Genomic DNA, 22,893 nt, shown 5'->3' with positions numbered 1-22,893 from the left:
GGCTGAGGTCCGGGAGGTGAGCGCAGTGCGTAGCACCGATTTCTTTGCGGGACCGCGGGGATTGTAAAGGGGGAGACGGTTTTCTCCCCCTTTCCCCGTTCACCTACCGCGGTGAGACATTTTCTGTGGAATAATAGTGAACGGAACCCCTCAACACCGTCCCGGAGGCGGCGCTTGACGCGCCTGTCCGGGCTACCAGGTCCGGGCCACCTACATCCGGCGGTGCGCCCACTCGCGCAGGCGCTGGAACAGCACGTACAGCGACGGAATAAACAGAATGCCGATCGCCGTCGCCACCAGCATGCCGCTGAACACCGTGGTACCGATGATCCGCCGGCTCTGCGCCCCGGCGCCGGTGGCGAGCATCATCGGCACAATCCCGATGATAAAGGAGACCGCCGTCATCATCACCGCGCGGAAGCGACGGGTAGCCCCTTCGCGGGCGGCGTCGACGATCGACATCCCCTCTTCACGCTTCGCCCGGGCAAACTCGACGATCAAAATCGCGTTTTTCGCCGCCAGCGCGATCAGTAGCACCAGCCCTATCTGCACGTACACATCGTTGGCATAACCGGCCCACCATAGCCACAGCAGGGACCCGCCGATAGCGAACAGCACCGACAGCATCACGCTCGCCGGCAGCGTCCAGCTCTCATACTGGGCGACGAGAAACAGCCACGCCATCGCCACCGCCGCCAGCACGATCCATACCGCCTGGTTACCGGTCTGCTGCTCCTGCCACGAGATGCCGCTCCAGGCATAGTCATAACCGTGCGGCAGATTCGATTGTAAAATCTGCTCCATCACCGCCATCGCCGCCCGACTGCTGACGCCTTCAGCCGCCGAACCGCTTATTGATACCGACGGGAACTGGTTATATTGCTGAATAAACGGCGCGCCAACCGTTGGCGTAATCGTCACCAGATTACTCAGACGCACCCGCTCGCCGCTGTCGCTACGCACGTAAAGCTCGCTAATCTGCTCGGCCCGCTCGCGCCACTGCATCTCATTTTGCATCACCACGTGGTAGACACGATTATTGATGCTGAAATCGCCGGCGCGGGTGCCGCCAAACGCGGTCTGCAGGCTGCTGAAAATTCTTGCCACCGGTACGTTCAACCGGGCCGCCTGGTCGCGATCGACGGTGAGCGTCAGCTGCGGCACATTGCTGCTCCAGGTGGTAAAGACCCGGCTAAGCTGCGGATGCTGGTTGGCCATTCGCAGGATCTGATGGGTGACCTGCTCCAGCTCCGCCGGCGATTGTCCAGCCTGCGCCATAATGCGTAAATCAAATCCGGAGGCGTTGCCCAGCCCCGGCAGCGTCGGCGGCGCAAAAGCCATAATCGTCGCTTCCGGCAGCCCCAGCAGCTGGCCCTGTAGTTTTTCCATCACCGCGTCCAGCGGCGGCCGCTGATGCCACTCTTTCAGCATCACGGAGATAAACCCGCCGTTCGAGGCGCTGGTGCCGTTGAGAATATTAAAACCGGACACCTGAATCACATCCTCAACCGCCGGGTTCCTCAACAGCAGCTCCCGCGCCTGGGCCATCACCGCCTCGGTACGCTCCAGCGAGGCGGCTTCTGGCAGCTGCACGCTGGCAAAGAAATAACCCTGATCTTCCTGCGGCAGAAAGCCTTTCGGCATTGTGGTAAAGCTCAATACCACCAGCCCTGCCGCGGCTACCGTCGCCGCCAGCGCCAGCCAGGGACGGCGATTCATGCCCCCGACCAGACGCCCGTAGCCGTCCCGCACCGTATCCAGGCCGCGGTTAAAGCCGCGCCAGATGGCGGCAGGCCGCTCCGGACGCGGACGCAGCAGCAGCGCGCACAGCGCAGGCGTCAGGGTCAGCGCCACCACGCTCGACAGCGTCACCGCCGTCGATAAGGTGACCGCAAACTGGCGATACAGCTCGCCAACGATCCCCGGCAGCATTGCCACCGGCACGAACACCGCCAGCAGCACCAGGGTCGTGGCGATCACCGGCCCGGCGATTTGCCGCAGCGCTTCGGCGGTTGCGGCGCCGCGATCCAGCCCCTCCGCCATTTTTGTTTCCACATTCTCCACCACCACGATAGCGTCATCTACCACCATCGTCAGGGCGAGGATAATCGCAAACAGACTCAGGGTATTGGCGCTGTAGCCCAGCGCGTAGAGCACCGCGAAGGTATCGATAAGCGACACCGGGATGGCCAGCGCGACTATCAGCGTCGCCCGCCAGCTCTGCAGGAACAGGGAGACCACCACCACCACCGCCAGCAGGGTCAGCGCCAGCGACACGCCGATCTCTTTGATCGTCGCCGCAACAAAGCGGGTAGTATCAAACTTCACCTCCCAGGTGAGATCCGCCGGGAAGCGCGCATGCAGCCGGGTCAGCTCGGCGCGTACCGCAGTAGCGACCTGCAGCGAGTTAGCGGTGGGCGTCGGGTAGATGCCGAGATAGGCGGAGTCTTTGCCGTTGAGCTGCGCGCCGGAGCTGTAGCTGCGAGCGCCCAGTTCAATAGTCGCCACGTCGGACAGGCGTACCAGCTGGCCGCGTTCGCCGCTGCGAACCACAATTTGTCCGAAACCGGCGGCATCGCTTAATCGCCCAATACCGTTGATGGTCAGCGTTTGCTGCTGGCCGTTAAACACCGGCGGCGTGCCTACCTGCCCCGCCGCGCCCTGCACGTTCTGCTCGCGCAGCGCAAGGGCAATATCGTCGGTCGTGATATTCAGCGCGTTCATGCGGTCGGGGCGCAGCCAGATGCGCATGCTGTAGTCGCGCGCGCCGAACATCTGCACTTCCCCGACGCCGGGAAGACGCGCCAGCGCCTCGCGCACCTGGGTGCTGGCGTAGTTGCTGACAAACAGCGGCGACAGGGTGCCGAGCGGAGAGTAGAGACTCACCCCCATCAGCAGGTTTGTCGCCCGCTTTCGCACCTGTACGCCGTTCTGCTGCACGTCGGCAGGCAGCTGCGCCACCGCCTGCGACACGCGGTTCTGCACGTCGATTGCGGCTAAATCGGCGTCGGTTCCGGCAGCAAAGGTCAGGCTCAGGCTGTAGGTCCCCTCATCGGAACTGGTGGACTCCATGTACAGCATATGATCGACGCCGTTGAGCTGGGTCTCCAGCGGCGCGGCAATAGCTTCCGCTACGTCCGCCGCGCTGGCGCCAGGCCAGCTGGCGCTAACGTTGATGACCGGCGGAGTAATCTGCGGATACTGCTCGACCGGGATCAGCTTTAGCGAGACCGCGCCGACAAAGGTCATCAGCAGGGCAATCACCATCGCAAAGCGCGGGCGTCGGATAAAAAATGTCAGCATCCCCTCTCCCTTATTCACTCAGCAACTGAATGGCCGCGCCGTCACGCAGGCGCTGGGCACCTTCCGTCACTACGCGCTCTCCCGCTTTCAGGCCATCCGCCACCACGAAGCTCTGGCCATGCTGACCGGCGGGCGCTAAACGGCGCATCGTCACGGTGTTGTTCGCCGTTACGACCCAGCAGTAAAAGCCCAGTGCATCCTGCTGTAGCGCAGAGGCCGGGATCATCGGGCTCTCCTTAAGTTGCTGCGGACGGAAGAAAACCGTGACGTTGCCGCCCGGCAGTAAACGGTGCTGCGGGTTAGCAAATTCAGCGCGCAGCGCCACGCTGGCGGTGCGGCTATCAATACGGTTATCAACGGAGGTCAGGACGCCGTCTTCACGCCGTCCATCCAACTCCACCTGCGCCAGCCACGCCTGCTTCATCGCGGCGATATCCGTGTGCTGCCCTGCTTTCGCGAAAAAGGCGGATTCATCGAGCGAGAACGCCACGCGAATCGGATCGAGCTGGACCACATCAACCAGCACGCCGCTGGCGGGATTGACCAGGCTGCCGACGTGAAAAGGACTATGGCCGACGCGCCCGCTCACCGGCGAGGTAATGCGGGTATAGCCGAGCGTTATCTGCTGGGCGGTAATGCGCGCCTGCGCCTGCTCTACGGCGGCGGCGGCGACATCGCGCTGCATCTGCGCGGTATCCACGTCATGACGGCTGATTGAATGGTTATTTTTCAGCTGCTGATAGCGGCTCAACAGCTGCTGGGCCTGGCGCAGGGAAGCCTGCGCGCTTTTCAGTTCGGCCTGTGCGAGCGCCAGCGCGGCTTTCGGCTGGGCGTCATCCAGCGTAAATAGCGGCTCGCCTTTTTTGACGTACTGCCCATCCTGGAAATGGCGCTGCACGATCGTCCCTTCGGTACGGGCGCGAACGTCGACGGCGTGAATGGCCTCAACGCGGCCGGAGATTTGCCGTTCATCGGCATGCGGCGCTTGTTCAACGGTGGCAACGCGCACCGGAATAGCCGGCGCGGCGGCGGCGATAAGCGCGTAGCCTGCCAGGCCGCAGGCCAGCAGGGCGGAGCGGATGATCTTGTTCATGGGGAATTCCTTACGACGATGCGGCGTCCCTTCCCCGCAGGAGAAGGGACGCCGGACGGGTCAGACACGCTACGCGGCTTTGCGGAAACGACGAGTCAGGCGCTTCTCAACTTCCACCACCAGGAACATCGCGATACCGATGACCAGGGTGATGAACCAGTAGCGCAGCGGCAGCCCTTCGGTGCCAAACATCGTCTGCATCACCGGTACGTAGATGATGACCAGCTGCATCAGCAGCAGCACGCCGCTCACCAGCCAGATGCCTTTGTTACGCAGAAGCCCCATATTCAGCGAGAAGCTGTCGCTGCTGCGGCAGTTAATCATGTAGACCCACTGCGCGGTGACCAGCATCTGCAGCAGGACGGTGCGGATAAACTCCGGGCTGTGGCCGCGCGGCGCCAGCCAGGCTTCAAGAATAAAGGCGGCGACGGCGATCATCGTGCCGACGAAGGCGACGCGCCAGACGGCGAAGGCATCCATGACGTGCTGGCCGGTTTTACGCGGCGGTCGGTTCATGGCGTTGCGCTCGGCGGCTTCAAACGCGAGGCCAAAGGAGAGCGTGGCGGAGGTGGCCATGTTCATCCACAAAATCAGTACCGGCGTCAGCGGGATAATGTTCCCCGCCAGCAGGGCGATGATAATCAACAGCCCCTGCGCCAGGTTAGTCGGCATGATGAACAGAATGGTCTTTTTCAGGTTATCGTAGACCCGGCGCCCCTCTTTGACCGAGCTGGCAATAGTGGCAAAGTTGTCATCGGTCAGGACCATATCGGCGGCCTCTTTGGTCACCTCAGTGCCCTTAATGCCCATGGCGATCCCGACGTCGGCCTGACGCAGCGCCGGAGCGTCATTGACGCCATCGCCGGTCATGCCAACCACTTCACCGTTATCCTGCAGCGCTTTCACCAGGCGCAGCTTGTGCTCCGGGCTGGTGCGGGCAAAGATATCGAACTCCACGGCGGCTTTCGCCAGCTCGGCGTCATCCATATGCTCCAGCTGGTAGCCGGTCATCGCCTGGCTGCTGTTGGTGATCCCTAACATCTGGCCAATACTCATCGCCGTCTGCGGGTGATCGCCGGTAATCATCTTCACGCGGATCCCCGCGTTCTGGCAGGCGTGGATAGCGTCGATCGCTTCCGGACGCGGCGGGTCCATCATTCCGGCAATGCCGAGGAACACCAGCCCTTCGCGCAGATCGTCGTGGGACAGCGTGGTGCTGCCGACGTCAGCCGGTTTGTAGGCAGCGGCGACCATACGCAGGCCCTGGCGGGCAAAGCGCGCCATCTCCTCTTCCCAGTACTGCGGCTCAAACGGCACCGCCCCCTGCTTGCTCATCTGCTGGCGGCACAGGGCAAAAATCACGTCCGGCGCGCCGGTAATCAGCACCTGCTCGACGTCGCCCATTTTCTGGTGGGTCGCCATGTACTTGTACTGCGAGTCGAACGGGATTTTCGCGACCAGGCGGGCATCGACGGGCTCCAGCCGCGCTTTCGCCGCCAGCACCTTCAGCGCGCCTTCGGTTGGCCCGCCGGTAATGCCCCACAGGCCGCGCTCGTCCTGAATCATCTGGCTGTCGTTACACAGATCGATGGTGCGCAAATAGGTTTCCAGCACGCTGCCCGGTTTAATTTGCACCGGCTCGTTGCTGCCTTCCAGGCAGATGTTACCCTGCGGCTCGTAGCTGTCGCCTTCGACGCGGTAGCAGCAGTCGGCGGTGATGATCGCTTTAACGGTCATCTCGTTCATCGTCAGGGTGCCGGTTTTATCCGAGCACACCACGGTCATGGCGCCCAGGGTTTCCACCGTCGGCAGTTTGCGGATAATCGCCCGCTGACGCGCCATTGCCTGTACGCCCAGAGAGAGAATAATCGAGATAATCGCCGGTAAGCCTTCCGGCACGGCGGCCACCGCCAGGCTAATCAGGGAGAGCAGCAGCTCGCCGAGAGGAATATCGCGCAGCGCCAGGCTGAAGACGAACAGCGCAGCCATCATCGCCAGGATGATAACGAAGATCGCTTTACCGAGCTTATCCATCTGCACCAGCAGCGGCGTACGGTGCTTTTCAATGCCCGCCATCATCTGGTTGATGTGGCCGAGTTCGGTATCCTGGCCGGTTGCGGTCACCACGCCAACGCCGCCGCCGGCGCTGATGGTCGTGCCGGAGAAGAGCATATTGGTACGGTCGCCCAGCGGCAGTTCGCCTTCCAGCGCGTCGGTGGTTTTATCCACCACCGTCGACTCGCCGGTCAGAATGGCTTCTTCAACCCGCAGATTATGGCTCTCAATCAGGCGCATATCGGCCGGCACGCGGTCGCCCGCGCGCAGAATCACAATATCGCCCGGCACCAGGTCGCGGGTCGGGATGGTTTCGTGTTTACCGCTGCGCTGCACGCGCGCGTCGCTGGAGAGCATATTGCGGATGCCCTGTAGCGATTTTTCGGCATTGCTCTCCTGGATATGGCCGATCAGGGCGTTGATCACCGTGACGCCAAGAATGACAAGGGTATCGACCCAGTGCCCCATAACCGCGGTGAGCGCGGCGGCGGCCAGCAGGACGAAAATCAGGACGTCGTTAAAGTGGGCAAGGAAGCGCAGCCAGGCTGGCTTGCCTTTTTTCTCCGGCAAGGCGTTCGGGCCGAAGGTCTGCAAACGCTCGGCGGCTTCAGCGGCGCTGAGCCCGTCGACATGGCTTTTTTTCTGCGCCAGCACCGCATCAACCGTCTGCTGATATGCCCGGCGTGGCGCGACATCCCCTGAGGGGGTGGTATTATTAGTTTTGATCATTTTGGTCAAAATATATCTCCCTTAAAATTCCGTGAGGCGGAAAGCCTGGAATCATTCCGGGCCAATGAGAAAAATTTTAAACAGGCGGGAGATAATTTGAGCTTGCGCAATATTTAATCTCTCGCAAATACAAAATTTATGGTAAGTTAATTCTATAGAACAACTATTGCAGAATATTAATAAACCTAAACTAAACGAGGTCTACTATGTTTGGAATCTATCGCGGACGCCGCCTGGTGCTGTACATTCTGCTGGCCATTATTATCGCTACTCTGGTGGGATATAGCACCTATACTTTTGTAAAAGCGCTGGCTTAATAATGACGTTAATTTACATTAAAGCGTAATTAACTTAATCACAAATAATCCCAAAATAATTAACAAAGAAATGAGTGAGAACGTTTAAATATAATACTTAAAGCGTATTTTAATTGCGTACGAAACGATATTGCATTGATTCCCTTTTTACCGGACAATATGTTTTTAACTGATGATTAACAAATAATGAAACATCCGCTAGAAACGCTCATGAGTGCCGCCGGCATTCTCCTGCTGGCTTTACTCTCCTGTCTGCTGCTGCCGGCGCCCTCGCTGGGTCTGACGCTGGCGCAGAAGCTGGTGGCGACGTTCCATCTGATGGATCTCAACCAGCTTTATACGCTGATCTTTTGCCTGTGGTTTTTAGCGCTGGGCGCCATCGAGTATCTGGCGCTGCGCTGGGTCTGGCGTCGCTGGTTCTCTCTTGAGCGCTAATCCGCTCAGGTCGCGCATACCGTTGATCAGGCCTTCGCACCAGGCGACATAATCGTGGCCGCTCGAGGAGGGATGAAAGCTCACCGTATACCCCTTCTCGCTCAGTACCCGCCCGAACTCAAGCGTATTGGCATAAATACCGCCGTCCGGCCCGCGGGTCTCAAATCTTCCCGCCTGTAGCCAGAAACGGACCGGATAGCGCGGCGAGTGCTGATACTGTCGGGTCAGCCAGCTGGCCTCTTCCCCTTTCGGCGCCCACCAGTACGACCCGGACAGGCTCAGTACGTTGCCAAACTGCCGGGGATAGCGCAGCGCCACCCAGGACGCGGCCAGCCCGCCGTAGCTGGATCCTGCAACCACGGTTTTTTGCCGGGTCAGGCTGAGCCCCTGGCGGTTCAGCCAGGGCAGCAGCTCATGGGCCATAAAATCGGCAAAGTGCGGATTTGGCGGCAGCTCCTTTGCCCGCCGCGGATGATCGAGGCTATCGATAAACACCACGTTAATCGGCGGTAGCCTGTGGCTGGCGATCAGGGCGTCCAGCACGTTGGCGAAGCGGTATTCGTCCTGGTAAGTTTTACCGTCAAAGAGCAGCAGGGTCCAGCGCGCGGGCTGCGGCAAACGTGGGCGATAAATCATGACTTCACGCGCGTTTTGCAAAAAGTCGCTGCGCAGCTGATGGCGGGTCAGCGTCCCGTAGCGTAGCGGCTGCGCCATCCGCGGCGCCGAGCAAAAACGCGCGGGGTTAAGAGCCAGCAGGGAGTAACGGCTCCAGCGGTCGTGGGCGGCATTGACGCTATTCGGGTTTAGCGGGTCGGCCTGGGCGCTGACCAGAATAGCCCGCCGCTGCTCGCGCGCGCCGCCGGCTACCTGCGGCACATCCGGGGCGAGCTTATACTGCATTAAGGTATCGGCAGGTACGACGTAGCTACGAAACCAGACGTCAGAATCACCGAGACGAAACAGCGGATCGTGATCCCCCGCCGGCGAACCCAGAATAAACACGTTGCGGCTCGCTCCGCGCCACAAGAAGGTCACCCGCTTATGGCTGGCGTCCACCGATTCCACCATTGGGGTTCCCTCCAGTTCGCGCTCCCGCCAGAAAGTCGCCGTTGAGCCTCCCGCCGCCAGTTCCTTCTTCAGCAGCTGCAGGCGCGGGCTGACCGGGTCCAGCGTCTGGATTTTGGCCAGCGCGGTGGTTTCCCGCATCTGCCACTGAAAGCGCCAGCGGGCTCCTTCTTCACCGTGGAGCACCAGCGAGGAGGCGCGGTTTACCGGCAGAGAAAACAGTAGGGTTTGCTCGCCATCCGCCGGGCCGCCCGCCAGCAGCGTGCGCAGACGGCGGTTATGTTCATCCAGCAGTCGGGCATCGGTAACGCCGGAGAGCGTCGCCGCGACGTAGTTCTCTCCTAGCCTGGGCAAGTCAAAACAGACCTCACCGCTGGCGTCGAACTTCCCCTCCAGCTCTCCCTGTAACGAAGGGGATTCACAGTTCATCGCCGCCGCCGGTAAAGCACTTAACCCCAGCAGCAGACCGCTCCATGCCGTTTTCATTGCCCGATAGTTCCTTGTAAGAATTTGTTAATAACGCTAATGCAAATAATAACTATTTGCAATAACATTAAGGCCGTTAATGATGACCGCTGAAGGATTCACTTCGATGAGGGCGGTTTTTGATGGCGATTTAACCAAGGAAAAATCATAAATATGTTTAAATATAATAAGATAACAGCATTATGGACTGCGACTCTGGCGGTATCTTCGATCGGGAATCAGGCGCTGGCGGCGGAGGAAACGCTTGTCGTCACCGCGGGCAGTAGCGAAGATCCTACAGCGCCGCTTAAGGGAATAGTGGCCACCAGGACGCTATCCGCGACAAAAACCGCCGCAGAGATCGTCAAAACGCCGCAGTCAGTATCGGTGGTTACCCGCGATCAAATGCGCGCGCTGGACGTCACCTCGGTATCCCAGGCGCTGCGCTATAGCGCGGGCGTTTTTACCGAATATCGCGGTTCATCTAACCGCAACGACGAGGTTTTCGTTCGCGGCTTTAGCTATGTGCCCAAGTTTCTCGATGGCCTGAGCTACGGCGCGACGGCCTCCTCGCAAACCGGTACTTTCGACCCGTGGCTGCTGGAACGCGTCGAGCTGGTACGCGGCCCGGCCTCGGTGCTGTTTGGCCAGGTAAACCCCGGCGGGCTGATCGCCATGACCAGCAAACGCCCTGTCAGCCAGCCGATTCATGAACTGCAGTTCCGCACCGGCAATCATCATCTTGCCGAAGGCGCTTTCGATTTTGGCGGCCCGCTGAGCGATGATGGCCGTCTGCTCTATCGTCTGAACGGGATCGCCCGTACCCAGAATAGCCAGGTTGAAGATTATAAAGAGACGCGGATGGCCATCGCCCCCGCCCTCACCTGGTATCCTGATGACGCCACGCGCATGACGTTATTAACCAGCTATCAGAAAGACCCGGATGCCGGTTACCGTAACTTCCTGCCGCGCTACGGTACGGTGGAAAGCGTCGACGGCAGCTATATTCCGCGTGATTTTAACGTCAGCGATCCCAGCTACAATCAGTCGTGGCGGGAACAAACGATGATTGGCTATGAATTTGAGCACCAGCCAGACGATACCTTTACTCTGCGCCAGAACGCCCGCTACGCCACCATCAAACAGAAGTATCGCTACCTGGTTTATTCCAGTAGCCCCGCCAACAGCTCGGTACTCTCCCGCCGCGCCCAGCATGAAACGCGCCAGACCGATGAGTTTGGCATTGATAACCAGCTCGAAGCAAAGTTTGCCAGCGGCCAGGTGGCCCATACGGTGATTGGCGGTCTGGATTACAAAACCAGTAAAGATAAGCAGTATCTTGGCCGGGCCGGAGGCTCGCAGTACGATCTCGACTGGCGCAGCCCGACCTACGGCGTTAGCGTCGATGAAAGCGCCTTCAGCCCCGCCACTAATGAACAGCAAAATCTCGATCAGGCTGGGGTCTATGTTCAGGATCAGCTGAGCTGGCAGAACTGGGAACTGTTAGTTTCCGGGCGCTATGACTGGGCGGAAGTACGCACCACCGATTTTACCGATGCCAGCAGCACCCAGCAGAATGATAATAAGTTCACCTGGCGCACCGGCCTGCTGTACGCCTTTGATTTCGGTCTTTCCCCCTATATCAGCTACAGCACCTCCTTTGAACCTAACCTGCAAACCAACCGCGCGCCTGGCGTTGGACCGTTCGATCCCAGCGAAGGCAAGCAGGTGGAAGTCGGCGTGAAATACCAGCCTGACCCAAACGCGCTAATCACCCTTGCGCTGTATGATTTAACGCAAAGTAACGTCGCCACCTACAACAGCGCCGCCGGATGGTTTGAGAATAGCGGTAAAGTGCGTTCCAAAGGGGTTGAGGCCGAAGCGCACGCGACGCTCTTTGAGAATCTCAATCTGATCGCTTCATACACTTATACCGATGCAGAAACCGTCAACACTACCGTTGTCGGTACCGAAGGGAAAACGCCAGCGCGTATTCCGACCCATATGGCTTCAGCCTTCACCAGCTATACCCTGCCGGACGGCGCGCTGAAAAGCCTGACTGCGGGAGTGGGCGTACGCTATATCGGTACCAGCTATGGCGATGCGAAAAACACCTTTAAGGTTCCGGCAGTAGATCTGTATGACGCCATGGTCAGCTATGAATTGGGCGAGCTAAACTCGAGCCTGAAAGGCGCGCAGGTACAGTTCAACGTAAACAACATCGCGGATACCAGATATGTGGCCTCCTGCGCCAGCGATAGCGCCTGCTTCTACGGCATTGGTCGGACGGTGACGGCAACGGTCAGCTACGCCTGGTAAGAACAGCCTCCGCCGGTTTCCCCGGCGGACGCTTTTTCAGTGCGCGCGGCTGTGATTTTCTTTACGGTAGGCACCCGGCGGCTGGTTAAACGTACGGGTGAAGATGCGGGTAAAAGTTTGCTGCGAGTCAAAGCCGTATTTCAGGCAAATATCGTAAACCCGCTGATCGGTATCGCGCAGATCGCGCGCCGCCAGCAGCAGCTTACGCTCGCGGATATAGCGCCCCAGACTCTCCCCTTTGTACTGTAAAAACAGTCGTTGTAAATGCCACTTCGAATAACCGGCATGGCGCGCAATATCGTCAATACGTAGCGGTTGATGCAAATTTTCATCAATCCACTCGACGATAGTATCAATGACCTGAGCGGAAATAGTCATATGTCCTCTCTCCTCCTGAACCACTCTCATCGTTAGCGCCACCAGGCGTTAAATGATTGCGTTTTATCAGCGACCCAAACCGGCTCACCCAGCATAGGCGTCAGCAGTCGCCACGGTCGCCCTGTGCTGGCCTCCGCCAGTCGTTTATACGGATCGTCCCACGTGTGTTTTGCCAGCACGAAGCGCCCGGCATGGCCCGGCAGCACCGCGCGTGCATGAATATCGTCAGCGGCCTGCGCCGTCTCTTCCGGCATCATGTGGATGTACTTCCAGTCCTGGTCATACTGACCGTTTTCCATGATCGCTAAATCCACTTCGCCAAACTGTTCGCCAATGGCTTTAAAGTGCGGGCCGTAGCCGCTGTCGCCGCTGTAGTAAATTTTCTGCTGCGGGGTAACGAACATAAAGCTGGCCCATAGGGTCTGGTTGCGCTTGAGGCCGCGGCCGGAAAAGTGGCGCGCGGGCAGGACGTGTACCGTCAGCTCATCGCTCACCTGCAGCGCCTGATTCCAGTCCGCCTCGCTGATTATCGCGCTCTCCATTCCCCAGTAGCGCAGGTGCGACCCCACGCCCAGCGGCGTTATCACGCGCTTGACCTTCGGCATCAGGGCTTTGATGGTGGCGTAATCGAGATGATCATAGTGATCGTGCGAGATGATCAGCAGGTCGATCTCCGGCATTCCCTCAGCGTGCCATGGGTAATCCCCGGTAAAGGCCTTATTAATAAAAGAGAAGGGTGCGGCATAGTTGCTAAATACGGGATCAATCAGGATGCGTTTGCCCGCCAGCTGCAGATACCAGGAGGAGTGACCGAGCCAGACCATCGCGTCCTGCCCTGACGGCAGGCCCGCCAGATCGGTGTTCACCAACGGCAGCGGCTGGGCCGGTCTGGCGTTCTCGCGCCTGGCGACGAGAAACTCCCACCACGCGGCCAGCATATTTTTTTGCCCGGTAAAACCCGGCGTCGGGAGCTGATTGTGAAACTGGCCGTCATGATAGTGCGGCGACTGTTCCACCAGGCTGAGCTGCGCGCCCTGCGGCGCCTGGCCAAATCCGGCATTTAACACAAACGGCAAAGTTGTTGCTGACGCTAATAACATGATGGCGACCACGCTGAAAATGACACGGTTCATATCCTGACCTGGCGAAATCCTCCTTCCTGGAGGTTTTTGTTATAAGGGTTGATTATGAGTGAGTAAGCACTCATTATTAGGAAGAAGCTGAAAGTCGTCAAGACGATTTTCAAATTTTGACAGACAACGTTGCAGTGCCCGTACCGGGCATGCTTAGATCGTGGTTTTATAACCTGTGAGGTAAAGTGTAGTGGCTCGTCCTAAGAGTGAAGATAAAAAGCAAGCGTTACTGGAGGCCGCAACCGCCGCCTTTGCCCAGTCGGGAATCGCCGCCTCAACCTCCGCTATCGCCCGCAGCGCCGGGGTAGCCGAGGGGACGCTGTTTCGCTACTTTGCCACCAAGGACGATCTGCTTAACGAGCTTTATCTCTCTATCAAATCGGGGTTAGTACAGGTCATGGTGGCCAGTCTTAAACCGAACGAATCCCGTCCGAAAGAGAATGCCCGCAATATCTGGAACAGCTATATCGACTGGGGTATGCGCAAACCGATGGAGCATAAAGCCATACGCCGCATGTCCCTGAGCGAACGGATTACCGATGAAACGCGTACCCGGGTTAAAGAGATGTTTCCCGAGCTCAACGAGATATGCCAGCTTTCGGTTAAGCCAATTTTTCTTAGCGATGCCTATCGCACCTTTGGCGATGCGCTGTTTCTGTCGCTGGCGGAAACCACGATTGAGTACGCCAGCAACGATCCGCAGCGTGCCCCGGAGCTCATTGCGCTAGGCTTTGAGGCAATGTGGCAGGCGTTACATGAGGATACGCACTGATGGACCACCGCTCGCTGCATGACCACGCGCACCGTATTGCGCTGGAGCTTCCCTTTACCGAGCACTGCTGGCCGTTCGGCCCGGAGTACGATGTGTTTAAAGTCGGCGGGCGGATTTTTATGCTCACCGCAACGGTACGCGGCCGCGCGCTGGTCAACCTGAAGTGCGATCCGCAAAAATCGCTGCTTCATCAGGCCATTTACCGCAGCATCGAGCCCGGCTATCACATGAACAAAAAGCACTGGATCACCGTGGTTCCCGGCGAGGATATCAGCGTGGACCTGCTGGCGGAGCTGATTGATGATTCGTGGAATCTGATCGTCGATAAACTGAGCAAAAAAGAGCAGCAGCGGCTGCGCCCGGGGTGATTTTCAGCGCTGCGCGATAAGTGTTATCGCATTTTTGCCCCTTATCATTTGCCCGCCATCGCTGTACTCTTCCTTCACGAAACGCACCCGCAAGGGGTTGTAAACAGTGAGGAAGAGTATGGATATCGTATCGGTTGCCTTAAAGCGCTACTCCACCAAGGCATTTGACGCCACCAAAAAGCTAACTGCCGAGCAGGCGGAAAACCTGAAAACGCTGCTGCAGTACAGCCCGTCAAGCACCAACTCCCAGCCGTGGCATTTTATCGTTGCCAGCAGCGATGAAGGCAAAGCGCGCGTCGCCAAAGCGGCGAGCGGCACCTACGTGTTTAACGAACGTAAAATTCTCGACGCATCGCACGTGGTGGTGTTCTGCGCCAAAACCGCAATGGACGACGCCTGGCTTGAGCGCGTGGTCGATCAGGAAGAGGCCGATGGCCGCTTCGCCAACGCCGAAGCCAAAGCGGCAAACCATAAAGGCCGCACCTTCTTCGCCGATATGCACCGCAAAGATTTGCATGACGACGACCAGTGGATGGCGAAGCAGGTGTATCTGAACGTCGGCAACTTCCTGCTGGGCGTGGCGGCAATGGGCCTGGACGCCGTACCGATTGAAGGCGTCGATTTCGCAATTCTCGATGCCGAATTTGACCTGAAGGCCAAGGGCTACACCAGCCTGGTCGTGGTGCCGGTCGGCCATCATAGCGTTGAAGATTTTAACGCCTCCCTGCCGAAATCACGCCTGCCGCAGGCGACGACGATTACCGAGATTTAATTCCCTTCTGCCGGGAATGCCCGGGCCATGGCGCAGCAGCGTCTCGCCCGGGACTTTCTCCCCCCACTCTTTCCCCCTCTTTTTCTGCCTTTTGTGCCAGGTTTCCGGCGTTAATAAGCCCGCTTGTGCCAGGAATAACGCCTTTAGTGTGAACCAGCCGCTTTAATTAATTGATAAATAATATTTTTTATTTCTGGCACGCCCTTTGCTCTTAACAGATACCACTATCTGGATGAAGGAGAAACCGGGTGAAACATATCTATGTGGCCAGCCACGGCCATTTTGCTCGCGGACTGGTGAACAGTTTATCGCTGCTGATTGGCGACGAACACGGCGTTATCCCGGTCTGCGCCTATGACGAAGATATCGTGACCACCGAACAGCTGGAGCAAACCCTGGAGCATCTCATCGTCCAGGCGAATGGTGATGAAGTGGTGATCTTTACCGACCTGCTTGGCGGCAGTATCAACAATAGCGCCGTGAGCGTCTTGATGCGCCATCGTAACGTTTTCGTGGTCGCCGGCATCAATCTGACTCTGCTGCTGGAGTTTCTGCTGTGCGAAGAAGCCACTACCGAGGCCGCGATTGTCTACGCCACCGGCGCGGCGCGTGAATCCATTGTTTTCATCAACCCTCTACTAACACAACCATCCTCTGACCCACAGGGAGAATCTCATGATTAAACTCGTGCGCATTGATTATCGGCTGCTGCACGGCCAGGTGGTTTTTGCCTGGACCCGAGCGCTGGATATCGACCATATCATCGTCGCTAACGCCAAAGCCGCGGCGGATGCCTTCATTACGATGTCGCTTAACCTGGCCAAGCCGGCGGGCGTCACGCTGGACATCGCCACCGTTGAACAGGCGGCGGAAAAGCTTAACGGCGGCAAGTTGGATCATAAAAAAGTCATGGTGGTCCTTGGCAATACTGCTGAAACCCTCGCGCTGGTAGAAAAAGTCCCGGGAATTAACGCCATTAACTACGGCGGTCTGCCGCAGAAGGAGGGCGCAAGACAATTCGGCAAGGCCATCTATCTGACCGAAGAGGAAATCGCCGATAGCAGAGCGCTGAAAGAGAAAGGCATTCGGCTGGAGATGCGTCAGGTACCCGCCCACTCGGCCGAGCTCCTCAACGAACAACTTTAACTTCGGAGGTCACTATGTTGCTCACCGCAACGTTACTCGGACTGATTGCCGCCCTGGGGATCCTCGATGGCCGCCTGCTTGGGGTATCGATGATCGACCGGCCGCTGGTGATGTGCGCCCTCACCGGTCTGGTCTGCGGCAATCTGCATGAGGGGATTCTGATTGGCGCTACGCTGGAGCTTATTTTTCTCGGCAACGTCGCCATCGGCGCCGCGCACCCACCCGATATCGTGACCGGCTCCGTACTGGCGACCGCGTTTTCGATCATGTCCGGCCGCGGTCCGGAGGCTGCGCTCACCATCGCCATCCCCGTCTCAATGCTGGCGCAAACGCTGGGCATTCTGGTACGCGTGGTGAACGCCCGCTTCGGTCATCTGGCGGACCGCTATGCGGCGCAAGGTAATACCCGGATGGTCGGCCTGATGCACCTCGGCGGTCCGACGCTGCTCTATTTTTTAAACGGATTTCTGCCGGTTTTTTTCGCCATCCTGCTCGGCTCTTCGGCGGTTAGCTGGTTCCTTGAGGCGATTCCGCCGGTGATCACCAACGGATTGATCGTCGCCAGTAAGATCCTGCCGGCGCTCGGCTTCGCCCTGCTGATCAGCATGATGCTCAGCAGCAAACTTATGCCGTACCTCGGTCTGGGCTTTCTGATAGCGGCATATACCAAACTGGATATCATCGCCATCGCGCTATTCGCCGTGGTGTTGGCTTTTATCATCAGCCAGTTTCTTAATCTTAAGCAGCAGGAGAGCTAATCATGAGTGAAATGACGCAGACCCTGTCAGGCGCCGCCCAGCCGCAAAGCGATGACGCAAGCCGGGTCACCGCTCGGGATTTACGCAGCGTGTTCTGGCGCTCCTTTACGCTGCAGGGCTCGTGGAACTACGAGCGCCAGCAGCATATGGGCTACGCCTTCGCAATGTCGCCGGCCCTGAAGCGTATCTATCAGGACCCGACGGAACTGGGGCGCGCCCTGCAGCGCCATCTGGTGCTGTTTAACACCACGCCGCACCTCTCCACCTTTATCTTCGGCTTGTCGATCGCTATGGAAGAGGAGAATCAGCGCAATCCCGAATTTAATGAAGAATCGATAAACGCGATTAAAACCAGCCTGATGGGGCCGCTGGCGGGTATCGGTGACTCCATATTCTGGGGGTCATTGAAGGTGATTGCCGCCGGGATGGGGATTTATTTCGCCCAGCAGGGCAGCCTCCTGGGACCGATAATGGCGTTGTTAGTTTATAACCTACCGCATCTGTTGTGCCGCTGGTATGGGCTGAAGCTCGGCTATCGGGCTGGCACCACCTGGCTGATGCGGATTTACCAAAGCGGACTCATGGATCGGGTCACCTATATCGCGTCAATCGTTGGCCTGATGGTCGTCGGCGCGATGACCGCCAGTATGATAGATATCACCACCCCGCTCAGCTTCACTGCCGGGCAGACGACCATGAAGGCACAGGAGTTTATCGACAAAATACTTCCTTCGCTGCTGCCTCTGCTTTTCACCCTTGGGATGTACAAGCTGATCCGTAAGGGAGTCAACATCAACTGGATCCTGTTAGGCACCATCGCGTTTGGCATGGCGGCCAGCGCGTTAGGCCTGCTTTAAGAAGAGGAATATTACCCATGCACGTAGAAGACTATATGAATGAAACCCCCGCTCGCCTGCTCGCTATGCTAACGCAGACGCGGGAAGATCTCTGGCAAGCGGCGAAAGCGCTGGCGGATCGCGGGATCTCTCGAATCATCCTGACCGGTTCCGGTACGTCTTACCACGGCGCGCTGACCGCGCGGTCGTTTATGCAGCAGTGGTGCGGCATCCCGGTCGATGTATACTGGCCCTTCCTGCTGGACGAGATGGCACTTTCCCTCAGCGGCAAAGCGCTGGTCATCGGAATTTCTCAGGGAGGCGGCAGCCTCTCCACTCTCGCCGCAATGGAGCGCGCCCGGGCAGCCGGGCACCTTACCGCTTCCATGGCCGGGGAAGCGCCAGCTGCCATCGACCAGGCGGCAGATTTGATCCTGACGGTCCCCTGTGGAGAAGAGCGCGCCGGCGCCAAAACCAAAGGTTATCACTGCACCATACTCAACCTGATACTGCTTGCGCTTGCCGTCGCCAGCCGCCAGCAGCGCCTGAGCGATGAGGAGCGCAAAGCGCTACTCGTCCGCATGGAGAGGACGTTCAATCATTTGCCGACGCTCATTGAGGCCTCGCAGGCGTGGGTTCTCAATCACGCCCGGCCGCTTATCGACAGCGCAGATATTCGCCTGACCGGCCCGGCAGGGCTGTTTGGCACCGTTCAGGAAGGCGCGCTAAAGATGCTTGAAACGCTGCGCTGCCCGGTGGCCGGCTATGAATTTGAGGAATTCATCCACGGGATCTATAACGCCTTCGATGAGCGTTCAACCCTGATTATGCTCGATCCGCATCCCGATGAGCGCCAGGATCGTCTGGCGGAAATACTGTCTGGTTGGACGCCGCATATTTATCGCATTGGCCCGCATGTTGACAATAACGGTAAGAACATGCCCTTTACGTTTATTAACGATCCAGACTTTGCAATCTTTGAATATATTATTCCATTGCAAATGGTTTGCGCCAGACTACCGCCAGTGAAGGGTGTCGATCCCGCAATACCTAAGGATCCGCAGTTCCACCAGAAAATGAAAAGTAAAAAACTTAATTAAATAATGCCCTGTAAAAGTTATCCGCCATGCAGCGGAGGACCCTTTACATCTCAAGGAGACCAATATGTCTATAGCTCAGAAAAACGCCCACCATATTATTCGCGATATTTTAACCAGGCAACGTATTGAACGCGTGTGGTTTGTTGGCTGCGGGGGTTCGTTGACCGGCTTCTGGCCGGGGAAATATTTTCTCGATTGTGAAGCAAAAAAGCTGGCCGTCGGCTATGTGACCAGTAATGAATTTGTCCACGCGACGCCGCAAGCATTAGGGGAAAATAGCGTGGTGATCCTTGCCTCTCAGCAGGGCAACACCGCTGAAACGGTCGAAGCCGCCCGCATCGCGCGTCAAAAAGGCGCGGCTACGATTGGACTGGTATATACCCCCGGCACGCCGCTGTGCGAACACAGCGATTACACTATCGAATACTGCTGGGCTCGCTATCCCGAAACTGTCGATCCGACACAGCAAAAAGCGGCGTACAGCCTGTGGCTGGCGCTGGAGATCCTGGCGCAAACAGAAGGATACGACCATTACGCTGAGATGGTCAGCGCCTTTGCCAGTTTTGAATCCGTGGTGCGCGGCGCTCAGCAGCAGGTGCAAGCGGATGCGCAGCATTTTGCCGAAGCCTGGAAAAGTGAAAAGGTCATTTATATGATGGGCAGCGGTCCTTCGTTCGGTGCCGCGCATCAGGAATCCATCTGTATTCTGTTGGAGATGCAGTGGATTAACTCCGCCAGCATCCATAGCGGCGAGTATTTCCACGGCCCCTTTGAGATTACCGAACCGGGAACGCCGTTCATTTTATTAAAAAGCAGCGGCCGCACCCGTCCGCTGGACGATCGCGCGATCCGCTTTATCGAACGCTATCAGGGAAAACTGCAGATTATTGACGTGGAAAAAGTGGGAATTGATGCGCTTCACGCCAGCGTGCGCGAATATTTCTGCGGCCTGCTGCACAACTGCGTTCTTGATGTGTACAACCTGGCGCTGGCCACCGCCCGCAACCATCCTCTGACCACCCGCCGCTATATGTGGAAAGTCGAATATTAATTCGCTAACCCTCTGCCAGCCCCGGCGACCTGCTCCGGGGCTGCGCTGAGGATTACCAGCGAAAATCGTCAACGCGTAATTCAAAAATATCGTGAATATAACCAATTTCCGCTACCGGCAGCGTCACGTTATAGAGTATTTTCAGGCGCTGAAACGAGTGGTTCACCATAGCAATAAATTCTCCGTGCTGGCGAGAAAATTGCTCAAGATTTTTATAATGGGTAATTTCATTACGCATTACCAGACGCTCAATCATGCAGCTGAGATGCACATACAGGCTAATAATTAAATTATTATTAAAATTAAAGCCAAGCGTGTTTTGCCACTCTGCAATAATAGTCTCAATATGGCTCATCGTTTTTCCGGCATTCAGTATCGTCAAGGAGTTGACGACGTTATGCAGCGAAAACTCACGAACCATATTTTTATTAATCAGCGCAATTTGCTTCTCATTGAGATAGCCGCTTAAGAGCTGACTGAGATGCCGATGCCCCTGCTCGCCCAGCAGCTCTTCAATACCTACCCATGGCACCCCCGCCAGCTGTGGGTCGTGCGTACCCACAACCGCAATCACTTCATACTGGTGGAGCAAGGATATCGCCGTGCGGCTATTTTTTAAGCGCGTATACTCGCAGGCGATAATGTTAATATCAAAGTCGCTGAGCAGGCTCTTCTCCATCAGATTTTTAAATTTAAACGCAGTACCGATTCCGGTAATGCAGGTCACCAGCAGAGCACGCTCTTTTTTTTCTGTCGGCCAGAAGACATCCCAGCGCGACTGATTGAGCGGCACGATCTCTTCGGCAATATGTTCGATATTTTTCCCCAGCGCGATCTCGCTGGCGACGTTCAGCGCCATGCGCGTCGTGACGTTATCCACCACCACCAGCGGGCCGTTAATCACCGACAAAAGCGCATCGGCAATCTCTTTGGTATAGCCCATATCGATAAGCACCATGACTCCGGCTCGGGTATCGGTATGCTGGAGATAATCAACCACGGCGCGGCTGACGTCGCTGAACGCCACCTCCATCGGCATGTCCATCGCCTGGTAGATCTTCTCGCCAATCAGGCGATTGGCGACCCCCGCAATGCTGCTGGCGGTCGAATAGCCGTGGGCGATAATCACCGCTTTCACTTTTCCGCCGCTGGTCGCATCAATCGCATTGCTGACGATAGCGGCAACCGCCAGGCGGTCAAGCGTATCGATGAGCAGATCGTATTTGTTATTGACGACATCCAGTAGTTTGCCCGCGATACGCTGCGCCAGCCCCGCTGAGGACTCCAGCCAGCGCTGCATCACCAGACGCGCGGGCTCGGCAACGCTGCGCGGAGCAAGAGGCAGGCTGGTCAGGTAGCGGCCAGTAAGATAGGCGAATTCGGCATTCAGCTGGAGATCGTAATTGGCGGCGATCGCCTTGCCCACATCCTCAATAAAGCGCAGCCGCTTGTCCTGAAGAGAGACCGCGCTCTCCTGATTCATCAACGCATCGAGATAGAGCGTCACGTTTTGATAAATGAGCTTTTCAAAGGTCCTTGCGCTGATATTGTCCTTCCCGAGTTCCTCGCAGAGGCTGCAAATATTTTCCGTTAGCCGTTGATACTCATGATGACGACCGGAAAACAAAGGCTGCGCGTCGCCATCGCGGTAAATCATGACCCGTTCGCTATTTTGCTGAAGAGAAAAAGGCGCATCCGCCAGCAACCGGTCGGGCAGTAAACCCGCTTTTATCTGTAAAAGATCGCTATCCCGCTCGCCAAATGTCCAGGCGCTGGCGCAAATATTGCGGATCAAATTCTCTAGTCCGCCGACGTTACCCTCGAGCGTTTCGCGCATCAGCTGGCTGATGATTTCGCCGTCCAGCGCCAGATCGTGATGTAATCGCTGCGCTTCACGGCGAAAAAAGTGATGGATAAACGCCAGTCTTTCATACTGTCCACGTTCGGCGATCGGCAGGATTTTGACGATCACCGGAATACGACGAATAAAAGTCGCCAGGAAGTGCTTTTCCAGATCCTCCGTTGAAGCAAAAATCAGCCGTACCGTGGCGCTGCGCTCCTCGCTGCTCTCCCCCAGCCGCCGCCAGCTACCGTTATCCATAAAATGGAAGAGTTTCTCCTGTCCTTCGGGGGGCAGACGATGAACCTCATCAATAAACAGTACCCCGCCGTTGCTGGTCTCGATAAGACCGGGGACTGATTTATCCGCACCGGTAAAGGCGCCCTTCGCGTGCCCGAATAATTTCGAGGTCAGCAGCTCTGGATTATTCGCGTACTCAGCGCAGTTAAACACGGTAAAAGGCGCATCGGCAGGTAAAACGCCCTGTTCCATCGCATAACGCCAGAGCTGGCGCGCAAGGAAACTTTTCCCCGTGCCGGTGGGACCGCGCAGCAGAAGCGGTAGACCTGCGCCGGGGTAGCTGATGGCGGCCTTACACTGTCGCAAAGCTTCCTGCAGGCTGCCCTGAGCGCCTATCAGCTGCGCCAGACTATCCTGGCGCTCAGCGCACAGGGCCTGAAGGGAAGCGTATTCGCCGTGTCGAACCGCGAGGCGGTGGTGGTCGCGCAGCGCGGCAATGGGTAAAAACAGCACCGGGCGACCATTTACTTTGACCACCCGCTGCTCGCGATGGAGATTATTCAGATGATGGCTGATGATACTGCGTTTTTGCTTCAGGCTATCGGCAATCGCCATCGCATTAAACTCGCCAAGCGCTTCCGCGGTCAGCGGTCGCCCGGCGATCCGTTGTTCTAGCTGGCGAAAAATCGACTCCTTATTCATCTTGCGCCCCTGTCAA

Annotated in this window: 18 protein-coding genes; 11 read left to right on the top strand and 7 right to left on the bottom strand. The window is 57.5% G+C overall.

Going from position 1 to position 22,893, the window contains the following annotated elements:
* Positions 1-210 precede the first annotated feature (210 nt).
* The 3 genes from KO1_RS05880 to KO1_RS05870 all read right to left on the bottom strand — a co-directional run bounded on the left by KO1_RS05880 (position 211) and on the right by KO1_RS05870 (position 7,180).
* Positions 211-3,303 carry an efflux RND transporter permease subunit gene (locus KO1_RS05880; RefSeq protein WP_064406860.1) on the bottom strand — a complete coding sequence of 1,031 codons (3,093 nt, stop codon included), beginning with the start codon at positions 3,301-3,303 and terminating at the stop codon, positions 211-213.
* A gap of 10 nt (positions 3,304-3,313) precedes the next feature.
* A complete protein-coding gene (locus KO1_RS05875; protein ID WP_017146402.1) occupies positions 3,314-4,396 on the bottom strand; it encodes an efflux RND transporter periplasmic adaptor subunit in 1,083 nt (360 codons plus the stop codon).
* Positions 4,397-4,465: 69 nt separating this feature from the next.
* Positions 4,466-7,180: a cation-transporting P-type ATPase gene (locus KO1_RS05870; RefSeq protein ID WP_097365599.1), complete on the bottom strand. Its 2,715-nt coding sequence runs from the start codon at positions 7,178-7,180 to the stop codon at positions 4,466-4,468.
* 503 nt (positions 7,181-7,683) lie between these two features.
* Here KO1_RS05870 and KO1_RS05865 point away from each other — a divergent pair.
* Positions 7,684-7,932, top strand: coding sequence for a DUF1158 domain-containing protein (locus tag KO1_RS05865; protein WP_004100000.1), 249 nt, complete (start codon positions 7,684-7,686; stop codon positions 7,930-7,932).
* Here KO1_RS05865 and KO1_RS05860 read toward each other — a convergent pair.
* Complete coding sequence (locus tag KO1_RS05860; RefSeq protein ID WP_023320518.1) at positions 7,861-9,483, bottom strand: alpha/beta hydrolase-fold protein; 1,623 nt, start codon at positions 9,481-9,483, stop codon at positions 7,861-7,863. The two genes, KO1_RS05865 and KO1_RS05860, sit on opposite strands and share 72 nt — an antisense overlap.
* Before the next feature lie 153 nt (positions 9,484-9,636).
* Between KO1_RS05860 and KO1_RS05855 the strand changes: the two genes are divergently transcribed.
* A complete protein-coding gene (locus tag KO1_RS05855; RefSeq protein WP_004111170.1) occupies positions 9,637-11,781 on the top strand; it encodes a TonB-dependent siderophore receptor in 2,145 nt (714 codons plus the stop codon).
* A gap of 36 nt (positions 11,782-11,817) precedes the next feature.
* Here the strand turns inward: KO1_RS05855 and KO1_RS05850 are convergent, their stop codons facing one another.
* Together KO1_RS05850 and KO1_RS05845 are read right to left on the bottom strand one after the other, a co-directional pair.
* Positions 11,818-12,159: a RamA family antibiotic efflux transcriptional regulator gene (locus KO1_RS05850; protein WP_004099996.1), complete on the bottom strand. Its 342-nt coding sequence runs from the start codon at positions 12,157-12,159 to the stop codon at positions 11,818-11,820.
* Between the two features lie 32 nt (positions 12,160-12,191).
* Positions 12,192-13,292, bottom strand: a complete 1,101-nt coding sequence (locus KO1_RS05845; RefSeq protein ID WP_004111167.1) for an MBL fold metallo-hydrolase — start codon at positions 13,290-13,292, stop codon at positions 12,192-12,194.
* A gap of 190 nt (positions 13,293-13,482) precedes the next feature.
* On the opposite strand from KO1_RS05845, the gene KO1_RS05840 reads away from it, so the two are divergent.
* The 9 genes from KO1_RS05840 (at position 13,483) to KO1_RS05800 (ending at position 20,095) form a co-directional block, all read left to right on the top strand.
* Positions 13,483-14,064, top strand: coding sequence for a TetR/AcrR family transcriptional regulator (locus KO1_RS05840; protein ID WP_004111165.1), 582 nt, complete (start codon positions 13,483-13,485; stop codon positions 14,062-14,064).
* A complete protein-coding gene (locus tag KO1_RS05835; protein WP_004099993.1) occupies positions 14,064-14,432 on the top strand; it encodes an MmcQ/YjbR family DNA-binding protein in 369 nt (122 codons plus the stop codon). The genes KO1_RS05840 and KO1_RS05835 overlap by 1 nt, the downstream gene beginning before the upstream one ends.
* Positions 14,433-14,550: 118 nt before the next feature.
* Positions 14,551-15,204 (top strand): oxygen-insensitive NAD(P)H nitroreductase, encoded by a 654-nt coding sequence (gene nfsB / locus KO1_RS05830; protein WP_004111163.1) that lies wholly within the window; start codon positions 14,551-14,553, stop codon positions 15,202-15,204.
* A 248-nt stretch (positions 15,205-15,452) separates the two neighbouring features.
* Positions 15,453-15,887 (top strand): PTS sugar transporter subunit IIA, encoded by a 435-nt coding sequence (locus tag KO1_RS05825; protein ID WP_004111161.1) that lies wholly within the window; start codon positions 15,453-15,455, stop codon positions 15,885-15,887.
* A complete protein-coding gene (locus KO1_RS05820) occupies positions 15,880-16,350 on the top strand; it encodes a PTS sugar transporter subunit IIB (protein ID WP_004099987.1) in 471 nt (156 codons plus the stop codon). Before KO1_RS05825 ends, KO1_RS05820 begins: the two co-directional genes overlap by 8 nt.
* Before the next feature lie 14 nt (positions 16,351-16,364).
* Positions 16,365-17,108 (top strand): PTS mannose/fructose/sorbose/N-acetylgalactosamine transporter subunit IIC, encoded by a 744-nt coding sequence (locus KO1_RS05815; protein WP_004099986.1) that lies wholly within the window; start codon positions 16,365-16,367, stop codon positions 17,106-17,108.
* Positions 17,109-17,110: 2 nt separating this feature from the next.
* Positions 17,111-17,965, top strand: a complete 855-nt coding sequence (locus tag KO1_RS05810; RefSeq protein ID WP_004099982.1) for a PTS system mannose/fructose/sorbose family transporter subunit IID — start codon at positions 17,111-17,113, stop codon at positions 17,963-17,965.
* Positions 17,966-17,982: 17 nt separating this feature from the next.
* On the top strand, positions 17,983-19,044 hold the full coding sequence (locus tag KO1_RS05805; protein ID WP_017146407.1) for an SIS domain-containing protein: 1,062 nt from the start codon (positions 17,983-17,985) through the stop codon (positions 19,042-19,044).
* Positions 19,045-19,108: 64 nt separating this feature from the next.
* Complete coding sequence (locus KO1_RS05800; protein WP_004099979.1) at positions 19,109-20,095, top strand: SIS domain-containing protein; 987 nt, start codon at positions 19,109-19,111, stop codon at positions 20,093-20,095.
* A 52-nt stretch (positions 20,096-20,147) separates the two neighbouring features.
* On the opposite strand, the gene KO1_RS05795 is transcribed toward KO1_RS05800, so the two are convergent.
* The gene (locus tag KO1_RS05795) at positions 20,148-22,877 is read right to left on the bottom strand and encodes a sigma-54-dependent transcriptional regulator (RefSeq protein ID WP_004111156.1); all 2,730 of its coding nucleotides are present in this window, start codon (positions 22,875-22,877) and stop codon (positions 20,148-20,150) included.
* Positions 22,878-22,893 lie beyond the last annotated feature (16 nt).

It is taken from the genome of Klebsiella oxytoca NBRC 105695, assembly GCF_001598695.1.
Taxonomy (GTDB): Bacteria; Pseudomonadota; Gammaproteobacteria; order Enterobacterales; family Enterobacteriaceae; genus Klebsiella; species Klebsiella oxytoca.
The sequence above is the reverse complement of the archived record's forward strand: the minus strand, read 5'-3'. Positions and strand labels throughout refer to the sequence as shown.

Coding starts and splice junctions, on each gene's coding strand:
- KO1_RS05850 (WP_004099996.1), bottom strand. CDS start 12,159: ATGACTATTTCCGCTCAGGTCATTGATACTATCGTCGAGTGGATTGAT.
- KO1_RS05800 (WP_004099979.1), top strand. CDS start 19,109: ATGTCTATAGCTCAGAAAAACGCCCACCATATTATTCGCGATATTTTA.
- KO1_RS05860 (WP_023320518.1), bottom strand. CDS start 9,483: ATGAAAACGGCATGGAGCGGTCTGCTGCTGGGGTTAAGTGCTTTACCG.
- KO1_RS05820 (WP_004099987.1), top strand. CDS start 15,880: ATGATTAAACTCGTGCGCATTGATTATCGGCTGCTGCACGGCCAGGTG.
- KO1_RS05870 (WP_097365599.1), bottom strand. CDS start 7,180: ATGATCAAAACTAATAATACCACCCCCTCAGGGGATGTCGCGCCACGC.
- KO1_RS05810 (WP_004099982.1), top strand. CDS start 17,111: ATGAGTGAAATGACGCAGACCCTGTCAGGCGCCGCCCAGCCGCAAAGC.
- KO1_RS05875 (WP_017146402.1), bottom strand. CDS start 4,396: ATGAACAAGATCATCCGCTCCGCCCTGCTGGCCTGCGGCCTGGCAGGC.
- KO1_RS05795 (WP_004111156.1), bottom strand. CDS start 22,877: ATGAATAAGGAGTCGATTTTTCGCCAGCTAGAACAACGGATCGCCGGG.
- KO1_RS05835 (WP_004099993.1), top strand. CDS start 14,064: ATGGACCACCGCTCGCTGCATGACCACGCGCACCGTATTGCGCTGGAG.
- nfsB (WP_004111163.1), top strand. CDS start 14,551: ATGGATATCGTATCGGTTGCCTTAAAGCGCTACTCCACCAAGGCATTT.
- KO1_RS05880 (WP_064406860.1), bottom strand. CDS start 3,303: ATGCTGACATTTTTTATCCGACGCCCGCGCTTTGCGATGGTGATTGCC.
- KO1_RS05865 (WP_004100000.1), top strand. CDS start 7,684: ATGAAACATCCGCTAGAAACGCTCATGAGTGCCGCCGGCATTCTCCTG.
- KO1_RS05855 (WP_004111170.1), top strand. CDS start 9,637: ATGTTTAAATATAATAAGATAACAGCATTATGGACTGCGACTCTGGCG.
- KO1_RS05815 (WP_004099986.1), top strand. CDS start 16,365: ATGTTGCTCACCGCAACGTTACTCGGACTGATTGCCGCCCTGGGGATC.
- KO1_RS05845 (WP_004111167.1), bottom strand. CDS start 13,292: ATGAACCGTGTCATTTTCAGCGTGGTCGCCATCATGTTATTAGCGTCA.
- KO1_RS05805 (WP_017146407.1), top strand. CDS start 17,983: ATGCACGTAGAAGACTATATGAATGAAACCCCCGCTCGCCTGCTCGCT.